This window comes from Gammaproteobacteria bacterium, assembly GCA_022340215.1.
Lineage (GTDB): Bacteria > Pseudomonadota > Gammaproteobacteria > JAJDOJ01 > JAJDOJ01 > JAJDOJ01.
This window is the reverse complement of sequence record JAJDOJ010000023.1, coordinates 1-15,457: the sequence shown is the minus strand read 5'-3', so window position 1 is coordinate 15,457 and position 15,457 is coordinate 1. Positions and strand designations below refer to the sequence as shown.

The window sequence follows — 15,457 nt, the reverse complement described above, 5'->3', positions numbered from 1 at the left end:
GACATACCATCCTGCTTGTCTTTTCGTCCGTCCTCTGTGTTGCGACAACAGTGACATCGTTCGACGATGCGCCTGTTGTCGCGCCTTGATAACGAACGAAAATCCGGCGCAATCCGGTATGTCATTTTCCGGCAATCGCCTAAATAACCGGCCATCGACCTGCGACCTGTGATGACGATCCTGCCTGGACTACCCGTAGCGCGATTCATCGTCGGCATGCTGCTGGCTTGCCTCTTCCTCACCCGGACAGGGACCGCCGGCCCGATGCCCCCGGATCAGGTGCCCGAGGACCTGCGTCCGTGGATCGACTGGGCGTTGTTCGACGTAGACAACCTCGAGTGTCCCGTCGACTACCGTTCCGGGCAACGGAGCTGTGCGTGGCAATCCCGGCTTGCATTGCAGCTCGGAGACAGCGGAGGGACGTTTGCGCAGGCGGTGACGGTGTACCGGGAGGCCTCCTACCGACTACCCGGCGACGAAAAGCACTGGCCCGAAGGGGTCGAACTGGACGGGAAGCCTGCCATGGTGACACAACAGTCCGGGCGCCCGGTGGTCAGGCTGATTCCGGGGGAACATCGCCTGACTGGCCGGTTCGCCTGGGAACGAATACCGGAGGCACTTCACGTCCCCCCGGCCGTTGCCCTCGTCAGCCTGGAGGTCGGAGACGCCGTGGTCGCTTTGCCGAACATCGGCCCTGACGGCAGGCTCTGGCTTCGAGACCGCAAGGTGGATGCGCAGGCGACCTCGGAGTCGGACGACCTGACGGTCCAGGTTTACCGGCGGATCACCGACGACCACCCGATGCGGGTCACGACGAGGATCTCGCTCGATGTCTCCGGAAGGGCGCGCGAGGTCTCGCTGCCCGGCGCGTTGTTGAAGGATTTCATTCCCCAGGCGGTGCGCAGTCCCCTGCCCGCCCGGATCGAGCGGGACGGTACCCTCAGGGTACAGGTCCACCCGGGCCGCTGGGAGATCGACGTGGCGGGGCGACATCACGGGGACATCACCGCGCTGTCCCCCGCCCCTTACCCCGCTCCCTGGCCGAACGAGGAGACCTGGGTGTTCGAGGCGCGCAATGCCTTGCGTCTGGTCGAGATCGAAGGGGTTCGGCAGATCGATCCACGACAGACGGGACTGCCGGCGGACTGGCGTCAGTTGCCCGCCTTTCGCCTCGAGCCGGGGGAGACCTTCACCCTCAACGTGCTGCGTCGCGGAGATCCAGATCCCGATCCGGACGCCCTGCGTCTGAGGCGTCAGTTATGGCTCGATTTCGACGGCCAAGGCTATACGATACAGGACCACATCACCGGCAGCATGACGCGCGGCTGGCGGCTGTCCGTCGATCCCGATATCGAGCTCGGCCGGGTGTCGATCGATGAACAGCCACAGTTGATCACCACCCTGCCCGGGGATCCGGACAGGGGGGTCGAGGTCCGTCACGGCAACCTCGACCTGGTGGCGGACAGCCGCTATGACGCCTCGCGCTCGGTCCTGCCCGCCACCGGATGGAACACGGGATTCCGAGGTGTCGCGGCGACGCTCAACCTGCCGCCCGGGTGGAAGCTCCTCACCGCTTCCGGGGCAGACAACGTGCCCGACACCTGGGTACATCGCTGGACGCTGCTCGATCTGTTCCTGGTGCTGATCGCGACCATCGCGGTTTCGCGCCTGTGGGGCAAGCCGTGGGGGCTGCTGGCCCTGATCACGCTGACGCTGATCTGGCATGAGCCGGGCGCGCCGCGATACGTCTGGCTCAATATCATCGCTGCCAGCGCCCTGCTCAGCGTACTCCCGGAAGGCCGGGTCAGAAGGGCGGCCGTTCTTTATCGGATTCTCGCCCTGCTCTCCCTCGCCGTGATCGCAATACCGTTTCTCATGCAGGAGGCCAGGGTCGCCCTGTTTCCGCAACTCGAACAGGCATGGCGAACCGTGGGACAGGAGGACGGGGCGGCCGGCGTCCCAACGCAACGGGGCAAGGCCGGTGCCGCTCCCGCGGTCACCAGTGCCATTCCCGGACGGATACGGGAAGAAGCCGCCAGTGCGCTCCTCGAGCGTGAGACCGTCTCGCCCCGTTACGATAAGGAAGCGTACGGGGCGTACTCGAGCCGCGCCGCGGACGAAGTCGATCCGGTCGCGACCATCCAGACCGGCCCCGGCCTGCCTAACTGGCGGTGGAACAGTGTCGGCATGAGCTGGAACGGTCCGGTTGGCCCGGATCAGGAGATCCGACTGGTCCTGGTCCCGCCTTCGGCGAACCTCGTGCTGAACCTGTTTCGAATGGTCCTGCTCCTGGCGCTCGCCTGGGTTCTGATGAGGCACGGTGCCCAGCCGCCGCTTGCCCGCGCTGAAGGAACACACCGCGCGACGGCCGTGTCCGCAATGCTGGCGATCGTCGTAGCCGCGTCGCTGAGCCCGGCGGCGCGTGCCGATTACCCGGACGCCGACCTGTTGAACACCCTCAGGCAGCGGCTGAGCGAATCGCCGGACTGCCTGCCGGACTGCGCCGATGCCGCCCGAATGCATGTCTCGGTCGAGTCGGCGCGTGTCGTACTGCGCCTGGACGTCGACGCCCTGACCCAAACCGCCGTTCCGCTCCCGCTGGACCCCGCAACATGGTTGCCGGATAGCGTGATGGCCAGTGAAACGGCCGCAAATCTGTTGCGCAAACCCGGCGGTGGCCTTTGGGTCATGCTCGAACCGGGCCGTCACACGATCCTGATATCGGGACCAGTACCCGCGTCAGGCCAGTTGGACCTGCCCCTGGAACTCAAGCCTCACCGGGTGGTGGTCGATGCGGACGGCTGGCGTGTGGAGGGTCTGAGCGAGAACGGCGTACCCGGCGATCAGCTCCGGCTCGTTCGCATGGGAGTCGGCGCGAAAGAGGATCCGGGTGAGCGGATCGAGCCCACCGAGCTGCCGGCTTTTGTACGCATCGAGCGGACCCTGCAACTCGGAATCGACTGGGGCATCGAGACCCGGGTTGTGCGAGTGTCCCCGCCCGATGCATCGATCTTTCTGCGAATCCCGCTCGTCGAGGGGGAGTCGGTCCTGACCGAAGGCGTCAGTGTCACCGATGGCGAGGCGCTGGTCAGCATGAAACCGGGACAGACGCATTTCACCTGGCGCTCGACCCTCGCGCAAACCCCCGAAATCATTCTCACCGCCTCCGACGACCCGGCATGGGTGGAGATCTGGCGCGCCGATATCGGCCCGACCTGGCACGCCGGTATCGACGGCGTTCCCGCCGTTCACAACGAGGACCCGCAACGCCGCTGGCTGCCGCAATGGCATCCATGGCCCGGGGAATCGGTGCGGCTGACGATGACGCGGCCCGTGGCGGTACAGGGTGCCACGCTGACCGTGGACAGCAGTGAGCTGGAGGCCTCACCGGGTAAACGGGAGACCGGCGTCACGCTGACCCTGGCGCTACGCAGCAGCCAGGGTGGCCAGCACGCGCTGCGGCTCCCGCAGGGTGCCCGCCTGGAGTCGGTGACCATCGACGGCAGGTCTCAGCCGATCCGGCAGGACGGCGAAACCGTTGTGCTGCCGATCACGCCGGGCCTACGGACATTCCTGCTGACCTGGAACCAGCGTGGTGGTATCGGCAGCCGATTCGAATCGCCCGACGTCTCGCTCGGGGTGGCCAGTGTCAACAGCACCGTGCGTGTGCGGTTTCCCCAGGACCGGTGGGTGCTGTTTACGAGCGGACCGCGTGCGGGCCCCGCCGTGCTGTTCTGGGGTGCGTTGCTCGTCGTCGTTCTGCTGGCCGTGGCGCTGGGACGGGTCCGGGGCTGGGTCCCGCTCCGGACCCGCGACTGGTTGCTTCTCGGAGCGGGCCTTCTACCGTCGATCCCGTGGGGGATCCTCCTACTGGCCGGCTGGCTGTTCGCCCTGGGCGGCAGAAAGCGACTGCCGACGGACCTGGCGCGATGGCGCTTCAATCTCGTTCAGATCGGTTTGGTCGCACTCACGATCGCCGCCCTTTCGGTCCTTCTCCTGGCCATCCAGAAAGGACTGCTCGGTGCGCCGGACATGCAGGTTGCCGGCAACGGTTCCTCGGCAGCCCGGATGAACTGGTACCAGGACCGTATCGGTGAGACGCTGCCCAGGGCGGGAGTCGTTTCCGTGCCGCTACTCGTCTATCGCCTGCTCATGCTGGCCTGGGCGCTGTGGCTGGCGTTCGCGTTGCTGCGCTGGCTACGATGGGGGTGGGAGGCGTTTTCGACCGGGGGGCTTTGGCGACGGATCCGCTTCAGGCTGCCGGGCGGGAAACACCCGGCGCGGCGGCCGGAGAACGCCGCTCGGGCGAACCCGGCCCCGCCGGGGGCGGGGGACGGGGAGCCGGCGTGAGGGCCGAACGCGCCAATCAGTACTCGCGCATCCCCTCGGAGGGCTCGATCTTCGAGACCTTGAAGCCGCCCAGCATCGATGCCACCACGCAGGACGCCAGGGTCAGGTACAGGGCTCCGAGGTAGTGTTCGGGAAGCAGCTGGCAGATGGATTCGCCGATCGCCATGTTACCCGAGAACATGTGATTCAGGGCGGATTCGACGCTTAGGTAGATCAGACCGGCCAGCAACCAGCCGAAGATCCCGGTGAGCAGCGCCTGCATGACCGGGAACCAGATGATACCCCCGGTACGAACGCCGATCAGACGCAGTACGCTGAGTTCACGGCGCTTGCGGTCGACGTTGGCCCACAGGCTGGCGCCCAGGGACAGGGAAAAACCAACCAGCGCGACGAGCGCGACCACCCAGAAGACGATGCTCAGGTTGCGGTCGAGCGACTGAACGATCTCGATGTCCGCGTTGCGCGTCCGTACCTCGATGCCCGTCCCTTCCTGGAGCGTGTCCGCAAGTCCCGCGACGTCGTAGATGGAGCGCGCAAACAGGCGAAAACCCGGATACCATCGCTCGCCCCCGTAGGGTTCCTCCCCCGGCCAGCCCGTTTCAGTCACTGCGCGACCGTCACGGTAGTCCTCCACCGCTTCAAGCAGCGCCACGGAGGCGAACGCCCCGTCTCTGGGGAAGGCGCCAGGGGCTGCGACCCCGATGACCTGTAGGGGAAGGTGTACACGCTCGCGCGCGCCCCGGAAGACGCGGGTCACGCTCCCGTCGACGATGTCCCCCCGCGTCGCGTCCAATTTTCGCGCGACCGAGTCCGAGACGATGACCTCGTCGATCTTTTGCGGTTTCGGCGCATCCGGGTGCAGCATCGGGTCCCCGGGACCCGACGGGATCAGTTCGGCGTTGACGATCTTCGAGGGCCCGACATCGTCGGGTTTGTAGAGATTGATGGTGGCGGCGAGGCTTCGGGTCTTCGGCGCCACGAACGCGACGTCCCCGCGCGCGCGCATCTCCGCGAACCAATCGGGACCGTAGTGACCGCTCCCGACCGGACGGACCTCCCGGTTCCTCGGGTCCTGCACGAGGCGATCGACCATACTGGTCACGACGCCGAATTTCAGCCCGAACAGAACCATCATCGGCGCTAGGATCGCGGCGAGCGCCAGGATGAAACACACCGACATCTGCCATTCATGCAGATAGTCACGCACGGCCAGCCAGAGCACGGTAGGGAGTTCGCGGCCTTTGCGCAAGCCTGCCTTCAACCCTTGAACTCCGATATCACCACGTTCTCGTTATCGGTCGTGCGAAAACTGTGCTCCAGTTCACGCAGGCCGAGTTCCCGCACCACGTCTGCGTCGTGACTTGCGATGACCAGCGTCAAGTTCAGCTCCTCGGTCAGACGGACAAAGAGTCGCATGGTCCTGGAGGCATTGCAGGGATCCAGCGAGGCCGTCGGCTCGTCGGCAATGACGATCGATGGCCGGTGGACCAGGGCCCGTGCGATCGCGACCCGCTGCCGTTCGCCGACGGAGAGCGCCCCGGGAAGCTTGTCAAGATGACGTGAAATACCGAGCTCCCCGACCACGAAATCCATGGTATCCCAACCGGCCCTGGGCGCAAGGCGCAGTGACAACCGGATGTTGTCCCGCACGGAGATGAACGGAAGCAGTCCCCCGGTCTGGAGTACGTAGCCGATGTAGTGCTTGCGGATGGTGCTGAGGACGTCCCTGCGCCGCTTGCGCCAGTACAGGGCGATGTCCTGCGGTGGTTTCGCATCCTCCGCGAAGAGATCGAAGATGGTGGCCCTGCTCGGGCTCAACACCAGGGCAAGCATGTCCAGCAAGGTGCTCTTGCCGCAGCCGCTGGGGCCGACGAGCGCGATCTTGTCTCCCCGCTCGATGTCCAGTTGAGGAACAGCCAGTCGAAACTCGGCGCCTTCCGCCGCGCGGACCTTCAGAACATCACGCAAGCGGTAGGCCATTGTTCTCACCGAGGGGTGGAAAAAATGCGGGTCCGACTAGCGGACCCGTATTTTCAGTGACTGTGTACCGTTGTTTGATTGTGCACCGCTCCTTTCGTGTGTCAACTCACTCCGTTTAGGGAAGCATCTTCAGCGCGACCGGGTAGACCGAGTCACCCGTGACGGGGCCGTCGTCCAGTGAAATCCACAGATCGGTGTTGTCGTGGATCGCCTGGTAGTAGTTGACCTTGGACTCCAGGCGATGGATGAACTTGAGCTGCTTCTTGGCGGGCCAGTTTTCCCAGTCCTCCAGGGAGACGTCCATCACCTCGCCGCGGTAGGGCAGGTCTTCGATGTATTCCCGCATGTAGCCTAGGTCCGCCAGGTTCTTGGATGCGGAACCCGCGACCCGGGTGCTCGCGGCCGTGGCGGTCGGATCACGGCTCACCGTGGCGGCGATGCTCTGCAGTTCCTCCAGGAAATCGCTCGGTGAGAACACGCCCTCCTCCGCGGCCACCAGGACCTTCTTCAGTACCGCCTGGAGATCACTGAGCTGGTCTCGGGTCAACAGGACGCGCACCTCGACCGACTGCCGGGACGGGTCCGCGATGTCGCGGTCGACCAGCCAGGCATCGAAGACCTCGGGCGCCTTGCCGCCCTCCGTTTTCTGAAGGTACCGCATCCGCAGGGCATAACCCAGGGTGTCCACCTTGCGCTGAAATTCGTCCAGGGGGTCACCGCCGCCGGGCCGCGCAACGACCGGGGCCTTGCCGCGCGTCGCGTCCGCCACCTGATTGGTAATCTTCGCGGCAAAGCTATCAAGCGCCGTACCGAAGTCCTTCACCGAGCCCGTCCCGACGGGATAGTAAAGATCGCCGATCCCGGGATAGAAGGACAACTTCTCGTACTGCTCGGCCGCCGACTCGTGATTGGCCCGGCCCGCCGGTGTCTCGAGGTGGAGCACCCAGATCGAGATGCCCTTGTCCTGCGCAAGCTGCTGCAGGGCCTCGGCGTTCATACCGGTGCTGCCGAGCGGGTCATGTCCTGGCCGCGCGCCCGCGTCGGTGATCAGCACGACATAGCGGGCCTCGTACCCCGTCCAGTCGATCCCCTCGATGGCCCGCTTGACCCCCGCGTAGGCGTCCTCGATAAATCCCTGGCTGGAGATGCGCGCTGGCTGGACCAGATTGACCCGCTCGAAGAAGCGCTGCGGATCGGTGCCCTCGTCCAGGGTTGCGTAGATACGCGTCAGGTATTCCAGCCCCGGCGCTACGTCGACGTTGTCGCGGTACGCCACCAGTCCGAAGCTGACTTTCTCGTTCAGTCCCTGTGCCTCGATGCTCCGGAATATCTTGCTGACGGCCTGGCGGGTACGATCGATGTACGGACCCATGGATACGGTCGAGTCCACGACGAAGACCATGCCAGCCTTATATTCGCCGACCCCGGCATCGGTCGAGATTCCACCGGCAGATACCTGGCCTTCCGGTGCGGGCAGTGAGGCGATCTTCAGCATCCTGCCCTGCTCGTTGCCAATGAAGACGTCCTCGTACTGGGTGATCGGCACCAGGTAGAAATCCTCCTGGATGTCCACGTAGGCCTTGGGCTGAATCGAGATCACCGGTGACTCGCTGGAAATCTCACCCTTGGCCGCCTTTTCGTAGAGCAGGCTGTAACCGAAGAGATCACGCGAAGAGATCAGGCTCTTGAGCGAACTGCGGTCCCGAAACAGCAGCACCCGGTCCTGGCCCAGCGGGTCCTTGAACGTGACGGTGAGACTCTGCTTCCATTCGATGACAGCGTCCGCACGAACCCAGCCCTGGGCCCCGGCATGCTTGTCGACGCCCACACGAAGCCAGTCCGTGCCATCGGCGTTCACGCGATCATAGACATAGAAAATGGTGAACGGGGTCACCGGCTGGGTGAACTGGGCAGTACCGCCGGGCCGGCTGTAAAGGCGTGCGCTCGGTTCCGCCAGCACGCGCTGATACAGGGACTTTTTACCTTCCATCAGCAGGGGTTTGGTCGCGCTGCTCACCGTACCGCTTGCGGTTCCTGTCAGGATCAGGCTCGCGCCCAGCAGCCCGAACAGTATCCGTCTCGCCATTTCCCGAACGTTCATTTCGCTACTCCGGATTCTGTATTCCACTGAAACAACAATTTCTCTGCCTGCTCATTCCCCTGTGCCGCCGCATCCTCCACCCAATCGCGCAGTGCAGCGAGTCGTTCGGTGGCGATCGTGTCACCACCGCGCGCGGCCTGCGAATACCACTTCCAGGCCTGTTCCGGGTCGGGTTCGTCCATGATGCTGGCTGTGCTGGAGTAGTAGAGCGGGTCGTACATCTCGGCCAGCAGTCTCGCGGATTCGCCGTGACCGGCGCGGGCGAGATAGAACAACAACAGGTGTGCGTCCGTGACCCGACCCTCTCGCTGAAATCCGATTGCGATCGGAAACAGACGGGACACGTCCGGAGCCCCGCCCTCGGCCCTTGCGTCGCGAATGAGTTTGCGGGCCGCTTCTCCGGGGACGCCGCTCTCCGGGGCGGAAATCGATGTGGCAGGTTGTCTGAAAAGAGGAATGTCACCGCCCTCCCCCATGAAGAGAATATAAGCGCCCACCGCAATGACGACCGCCACGATGGCGATGATAGCGATTTGCCAGGTGCTCAAGGCCTGCTGGCGATGACGGCTCAGGTTCTGGCTGGATCTCACGTTGGCCCCTCGCGTGCCGTTCGGAATCCGACCCGGATTGAAATCAATCGAATTCAGAAAGTTGCGTCTCAACATTTTCAGCGTCCTTGCCAATCGACCGGCCTGCCGGTCGTTCCGAGTTCGGGCTCCACCCGATACTTAGGCGATTTCTGTCAAAAGACATACCACCCTGCTTGTCTTTTCGTCCGTCCTCTGTGTTGCGACAACCGTTGCATCGTTCGACTATGCGCCTGTTGTCGCGCCTCGATGACGAACGAAAATCCGGCGCAATCCGGTATGCCATTCTCCGGCAATCGCCTTAGTATTCTACAAATACCCTATGCGAGGTTCGAACCGGGATGCGCCGTTTCGTGACACATCTAATGACACCCCGAGTCGGGTAGATACTCCTCGCCATGGGCAGGCGAACGGCTCCGACACCCTCGAATATAAAATAGTATATTCTTAAATACTAATAATACAAACGCCGGTCACAGTTCCGGCGAGCCGGTTGCCCCGGATTCACCGGTAACAGGGGATCTCTCACCTTCGCTGAGCGAGAACGCGGCAAGGTTCCTGCCATACCTTAAAGTCTAGCTGCATTACGCGGCGGGACGATCGGCGCCACCACCGGCTAAGGCGATTTCTGTCAAATGACATACCATCCAGCTTGTCTTTTCGTCCGTCCTCTGTGTTGCGACAACCGTTCCATAGTTTGACTATGCGCCTGTTGTCGCGCCTTGATGACGAACGAAAATCCGGCGCAATCCGGTATGCCATTTTCCGGCAATCGCCTAAAATTGACCTACGCAATCCAAACGCGTTTGCGCTACGCTTTGCGCTTACGCCGTGCGATTCCGCGTGAACTCGCGGGTCCCCGGAACTCCGTATCCTTTTACCGTACAACAACAAACCTGAAGGAATGACCATGGCCGGCACTCGATTCAGCCTGGAAGTCCAACCCGTAATTCCCAAGCGCATCGCACGCCTCGACGAACTGGCGAACGATCTCCTGTACAGCTGGGACAGTCAGGTCCGGCGGCTGTTCTACCGACTCGACCGAAAGCTATGGGAGTTCTGCCGCCACAATCCCAAGGTGTTCCTGCGGCGCGTCTCGCAGGAGAGGCTCGAGGAGGCCGCCAAGGATCGCGGGTTCATGGACGACTACAACAAGGCGTTGTCGACCTACGATACCTATCACGCCGAGGGGATGCGCAGTAGCGTGGAGCAGATACTCGACCCGCGCCACGACCTGATAGCCTATTTCTGCGCCGAGTTCGGGTTTCACGAGAGCTTTCCCATCTATTCCGGCGGGCTCGGCATCCTCGCCGGCGACCACTGCAAGGCGGCCAGCGACCTCGCGCTGCCCTTCGTCGCCGTCGGACTCCTGTACAGAAAAGGCTACTTCATCCAGACGATCGATGGCCACGGGAACCAGTGCGCACACTACGTGACGACGCGTTTCGAGGACCTGCCTATCGTACCCGCTACGACGGACGACGGCACAGAGGTTCACGTCAACGTCATGATGGCCGACCGGCAAGTAAAACTGAAGGTGTGGAGGGCGAAGGCCGGGCACGTCACGCTCTACCTGCTGGACAGCGATCTCGACGTCAACTCGGAGCAGGACCGCAGTATCACGTTTCAGCTCTACGGCGGCGACTCGAACACGAGGATCCAGCAGGAGATCGTGCTGGGTGTCGGTGGCGTACGCGCGCTTCGGGCCCTGGGATGCGAACCGACCGTCTGGCACATCAACGAGGGACATGCGGCCTTCCAGATCCTGGAGCGGTCCCGTGAGCTGATCGACGCCGGGCACGATCCGGAGACGGCGCTGGAACTGGTTGCCGGGGGGACCGTGTTCACCACCCACACCCCTGTACCGGCGGGCCACGACATCTTCCACCATGATCTCATTCGAAAGTACCTCGGACACAGCGGCTGGGGCGGAGGTATGGAAGAAGAGCAACTGCTCGCCCTGGGCGCCTTTCCCGGCGACGAACACGGATTCAACATGACCGCACTCGCCCTGCGCGGATCGCGCTTTCACAACGGGGTGAGCAAGATCCACGGCGGCGTCGCCGCCAATATGGAGTCCTATGTCTGGCCACAGATCCCCCCGGAGGAAAACCCGATCTCCCACGTCACCAACGGTGTCCATTTACCGACCTTCCTGGGGCGGGAATGGACCAATCTGTTCGACATGCGATTCAGTGACTGGCGCAACGAGCTCTATCACGAGGACTACTGGCAGTGCGTGGAGGAAATACCCGACCTTCGCTACTGGAGTCTTCGCCAGGAGCTGAAGACGCAGATGCTGGAGTATGTCTGCACCCGCGTGACCGAACAGCAGAAGCGCAACGGAACCAGTGCGGCCAACATCGCCCGCATCACGCAGTTCCTGAGCGAGTCCAAGTCCGACAGCCTCATCCTCGGGTTTGCGCGGCGCTTCGCGACCTACAAGCGCGCGACGCTCTTGTTCTCGGACCCCGAGCGGCTGAAACAACTGCTGAACAACCCCGACCGGCCGGTCATCGTCATCTTCGCCGGCAAGGCGCACCCGAACGACGAGCCCGGCCAGCAACTGATCCGCGATATCTACCACTTTTCCATGCAGCCCGATTTCATCGGTCGGATCGTCCTGCTGGAAGGTTACGACATGGCGATCGCGCGCAAGCTGGTCACCGGTGTGGACGTCTGGTTGAACACGCCCGAGTATCCGCTGGAGGCCAGCGGCACATCGGGCCAGAAAGCCGGAATCAACGGGGTCATCAACCTGAGCGTCCTGGATGGCTGGTGGGGCGAAGGCTACGATGGGGCCAACGGCTGGGCCATCGCACCCCACGGACCGCAGTTCGACGCGGAGCAGCGGGACCGCGAGGAGGCCGTTGACCTGCTGGACCTGCTGGAGAACGAGATTATCCCGTTGTATTTCGAGCGCGATCACCAGGGATACTCGCCCGGATGGGTCAGCTCGTCGAAGGCCTCGATGAAGTCGGTGCTTCCCCGGTTCAATTCGCAGCGAATGGTAATGGACTACGTAAACGGTTTCTATGGACCCGCGCGAGACCATTTCCGGCGGCTGAACGAGAACGACGGCGCACTGGCGCGGGACCTCGGTCGCTGGAAACAAAAGGTCAGGACGGCGTGGCCCGGGGTCCATATGCGGCTGACCAAGAAGATCCCGGCCGAGATCCGATACGACGCCAGTCTTTCACTGAACGTTGTCGCGGACTTGAACGGCCTGTCACACGAGGACGTGGTCGTCGAGTGTCTGATCACGCACTGCGAGACCACACCGGAGAAGGAATCCCTCTACACCCGCTTCTTCCTCGAAGCGAATGCAGTTGACAGCGGCAAGGAGGTGACCTTCAGCGCACCGTTCCACCCCGGCCTGTCCGGCCTGCAGCACGTCAGGTTGCGCATGTATCCCTATCACGAGGCCCTCGGCCACACCTTCGAGATGGGGTGCATGATCTGGCTGTAGACGCCCTCGCAGCGGCGGCTTACTCCGTTTCCTCGACGGGCGGCGGACCGGTCAGCTCCCGCGGGTCGAGGAGCCGGCGCAGCGTCTCCTCCGGCAGGTCGGTCATCTCGCGGGCGACCTCGAGTACGGACCTGCCTTCGGCATAGGCCTTCTTGGCGATCTTCGCGCCCTCCTCGTAGCCGATGACGTGATTCAGGGCGGTAACCAGGATCGGGTTGCGCTCCAGCGCACGCTGAATGTTTTCCTCGTTGACCGTGAAGCCCTCGATCGCACTGTCCGCGAGCAACACCGCCGCGTTCGAGAGCAGCTCGATGCTCTGAAGCAGGTTATGGGCGATGATCGGCAGCATGACGTTGAGCTGGAAGTTACCCGACTGGCCGGCGATCGTCACCGTGACATCGTTGCCGATCACCTGCGCGCAGACCATGGCGACCGCTTCAGGGATCACCGGATTAACCTTGCCCGGCATGATGCTGCTGCCCGGTTGCAGGGAGTGCAGCGAGATCTCTCCGAGCCCCGCGAGCGGTCCCGAATTCATCCAGCGCAGGTCGTTTGAGATCTTGGTCAGCGATACGGCCAGGGTCCGCAATTGACCGCTGGTCGCGACCGAGGCGTCCTGGCTGCTCAGACCCTCGAAAAAATTTCCCTTCACCTGGAAGTCGATGCCGCTGACCCGTGCCAGCTCCCCGGCCACCCTACCGGCGAACTCCGGCGAGGTATTGAGGCCCGTGCCGACCGCCGTTCCTCCGAGTGCGAGTTCCCGCATGCCCGGCAGGGCGCCCTCGATGCGCGCCGTGGCGTTTCGTACCTGGGCTGACCAGCCCCCGAGTTCCTGGTCCAGCCTGACGGGCAGCGCATCCATCAGATGCGTCCGGCCGGTGGTGACGATACCCTGGACGGTGTGCGCTTTACGGTCGATGGTGTCGGCGAGTAAACGCAGCGCAGGCAGCAGGGATTCCTCGATCGCAAGGCTCGCGGCGACGTGAATGGCCGTGGGGATCACGTCGTTGGAGCTCTGGCCGCGATTGACGTCATCGTTGGGGTGCACTGGCCGGTCAAGGGAGGCCGACGCCAGCCGTGCGATGACCTCGTTGGCATTCATGTTGGTGCTGGTCCCCGAACCGGTCTGAAAGACGTCGATGGGGAACTGGTCATCGTACTCGCCACTGGCCACCGCGTTGGCTGAGCGCTCGATGGCCGATGCCAGCGGCCCGTCCAGATAACCCAGTTCGCCGTTAATGCGCGCACAGGCCGCCTTGACCAGACCCAGGGCACGCAGGAATTGCCGGGGCATACGCAAGCCGCTGACGGGGAAGTTGTCCACCGCCCGTTGCGTCTGTGCCCCCCACAGGGCGCCCAGCGGGACGTCGACCGTCCCCATGCTGTCTTTTTCAACACGGTAACGCGCCTTGCCCATCGACTCTCTCCAGTCGTAGTACACAGGCCGTGTAGTATACTCACACCCGTTCCCCGCGAACCGAACGGATTACGAACCGGATTACGATATGGACCTTTCCGCCCTGACCGCGATCTCGCCCGTCGACGGCCGATACGCCGAGAAGACGACGAGCTTGCGGCCGCTGTTCAGCGAGTACGGCCTGATCCGCCATCGCGTCCTGGTCGAGGTCAGGTGGCTGCAGGCGCTCGCCGCGCACACGGGTGTCTCCGAGGTGCCGCCGCTATCGCCAGAGGCTGCCTCGCGGCTCGAGGACATCGTCACGGGTTTCTTTACCCACGACGCCGAGTGCGTCAAGACCATCGAGCGCACCACCAATCACGACGTCAAGGCGGTGGAATATTTCCTCAAGGAGCGTGTCGCCGGCCATCCTGAACTCGCATCGGTCAGCGAGTTCCTGCACTTCGCCTGTACCTCCGAAGACATCAACAACCTGGCCTGGGCCCTGATCCTGAAGACCGCCCGAGACGAGGTGATCCTGCCGGAAATGGACGCGCTGATCGGTGTGCTGTGCGAGATGGCACGGACCTATGCGGACGCGCCCATGCTCTCGCGCACGCACGGCCAGCCGGCCTCCCCCACCACCCTCGGCAAGGAAATCGCGAATGTCGCCTACCGCCTTGGGCGCCAGCGAGACGAGGTGGCCGGGGTTGTCGTCCTGGGCAAGATCAACGGTGCGGTCGGTAACTACAACGCCCACCTCGCGGCCTATCCCGAGGTCGACTGGCCGACGATGGCGCAGAATTTCGTGGTCTCCCTCGGACTGGGCTGGAATCCCTACACCACGCAGATCGAACCGCACGACTACATGGCCGAACTGTTCGATGCGGTTTCGCGGTTCAACACGATCCTGATCGATTTCTGCCGTGACCTCTGGGCCTACATCTCCCTGGGGTACTTTCGTCAGGTCACGGTCGCGGGCGAAGTCGGCTCCTCCACCATGCCACACAAGGTCAACCCGATCGATTTCGAGAACGCCGAAGGCAATCTCGGCATTGCAAACGCCCTGTTCGGACACCTTTCGGGCAAGCTGCCCGTCTCGCGCTGGCAGCGGGACCTGACCGACTCAACGGTGCTGCGCAACCTGGGCGTCGGCTTCGCGCATTCTGTCATTGCATTACAGGCACTGCAGAAGGGACTCGGCAAGCTGGAGGTCGACGGGGCAAGGCTGCACGCGGACCTCGACGCCAACTGGGAGGTTCTGGCGGAGGCGGTACAGACGGTGATGCGACGCGCTGGTATTGCCCGGCCTTATGAACGGCTGAAGGAACTCACCCGCGGCAAGCGGGTCGACGCGGCGGCAATGCGCCGCTTCGTGGAGGACCTGGACATCGACGACGACGCGAGGCGACGCCTGCTCGAACTGACACCCTGGTCGTATACCGGCAATGCCGCAGTGCAGGCACGGGGATTGCCGTGAGGGGCTTCCGCGTTCACACGGCTAACTGGCGTCGTGATCGGAATGCCATTCGTTCGGTTCGTCACCGCGTATTCATCGACGAGCAGCGGATTCC

General features: G+C 63.5%; 8 protein-coding genes. 3 read left to right on the top strand and 5 right to left on the bottom strand.

Features of this window, described 5'->3' with window-relative positions; genetic code table 11:
• Window positions 1–171: 171 nt before the first annotated feature.
• Window positions 172–4,350, top strand: a complete 4,179-nt coding sequence (locus LJE91_01380; protein ID MCG6867409.1) for a hypothetical protein — start codon at window positions 172–174, stop codon at window positions 4,348–4,350.
• A 16-nt stretch (window positions 4,351–4,366) separates the two neighbouring features.
• On the opposite strand, the gene LJE91_01375 is transcribed toward LJE91_01380, so the two are convergent.
• The 4 genes from LJE91_01375 to LJE91_01360 all read right to left on the bottom strand — a co-directional run bounded on the left by LJE91_01375 (window position 4,367) and on the right by LJE91_01360 (window position 9,096).
• The gene (locus LJE91_01375; GenBank protein ID MCG6867408.1) at window positions 4,367–5,611 is read right to left on the bottom strand and encodes an FtsX-like permease family protein; all 1,245 of its coding nucleotides are present in this window, start codon (window positions 5,609–5,611) and stop codon (window positions 4,367–4,369) included.
• Entirely contained in the window at window positions 5,608–6,330 is a 723-nt protein-coding gene (locus LJE91_01370; GenBank protein ID MCG6867407.1) for an ATP-binding cassette domain-containing protein, read from the bottom strand. Before LJE91_01370 ends, LJE91_01375 begins: the two co-directional genes overlap by 4 nt.
• A 115-nt stretch (window positions 6,331–6,445) precedes the next feature.
• Window positions 6,446–8,431, bottom strand: coding sequence for a VWA domain-containing protein (locus LJE91_01365; protein ID MCG6867406.1), 1,986 nt, complete (start codon window positions 8,429–8,431; stop codon window positions 6,446–6,448).
• Window positions 8,428–9,096, bottom strand: coding sequence for a hypothetical protein (locus LJE91_01360; GenBank protein MCG6867405.1), 669 nt, complete (start codon window positions 9,094–9,096; stop codon window positions 8,428–8,430). The genes LJE91_01365 and LJE91_01360 overlap by 4 nt, the downstream gene beginning before the upstream one ends.
• An 832-nt stretch (window positions 9,097–9,928) precedes the next feature.
• On the opposite strand from LJE91_01360, the gene glgP reads away from it, so the two are divergent.
• Window positions 9,929–12,487, top strand: a complete 2,559-nt coding sequence (glgP, locus tag LJE91_01355; GenBank protein ID MCG6867404.1) for an alpha-glucan family phosphorylase — start codon at window positions 9,929–9,931, stop codon at window positions 12,485–12,487.
• Window positions 12,488–12,506: 19 nt separating this feature from the next.
• Here glgP and LJE91_01350 read toward each other — a convergent pair whose 3' ends face one another.
• A complete protein-coding gene (locus tag LJE91_01350; GenBank protein MCG6867403.1) occupies window positions 12,507–13,904 on the bottom strand; it encodes a class II fumarate hydratase in 1,398 nt (465 codons plus the stop codon).
• A gap of 88 nt (window positions 13,905–13,992) precedes the next feature.
• On the opposite strand from LJE91_01350, the gene purB reads away from it, so the two are divergent.
• The gene (gene purB / locus LJE91_01345) at window positions 13,993–15,363 is read left to right on the top strand and encodes an adenylosuccinate lyase (protein MCG6867402.1); all 1,371 of its coding nucleotides are present in this window, start codon (window positions 13,993–13,995) and stop codon (window positions 15,361–15,363) included.
• The last annotated feature ends 94 nt before the right edge of the window (window positions 15,364–15,457 follow it).

Coding starts and splice junctions, on each gene's coding strand:
- LJE91_01365 (MCG6867406.1), bottom strand. CDS start 8,431: ATGAACGTTCGGGAAATGGCGAGACGGATACTGTTCGGGCTGCTGGGC.
- LJE91_01360 (MCG6867405.1), bottom strand. CDS start 9,096: ATGTTGAGACGCAACTTTCTGAATTCGATTGATTTCAATCCGGGTCGG.
- purB (MCG6867402.1), top strand. CDS start 13,993: ATGGACCTTTCCGCCCTGACCGCGATCTCGCCCGTCGACGGCCGATAC.
- LJE91_01370 (MCG6867407.1), bottom strand. CDS start 6,330: ATGGCCTACCGCTTGCGTGATGTTCTGAAGGTCCGCGCGGCGGAAGGC.
- LJE91_01380 (MCG6867409.1), top strand. CDS start 172: ATGACGATCCTGCCTGGACTACCCGTAGCGCGATTCATCGTCGGCATG.
- LJE91_01350 (MCG6867403.1), bottom strand. CDS start 13,904: ATGGGCAAGGCGCGTTACCGTGTTGAAAAAGACAGCATGGGGACGGTC.
- glgP (MCG6867404.1), top strand. CDS start 9,929: ATGGCCGGCACTCGATTCAGCCTGGAAGTCCAACCCGTAATTCCCAAG.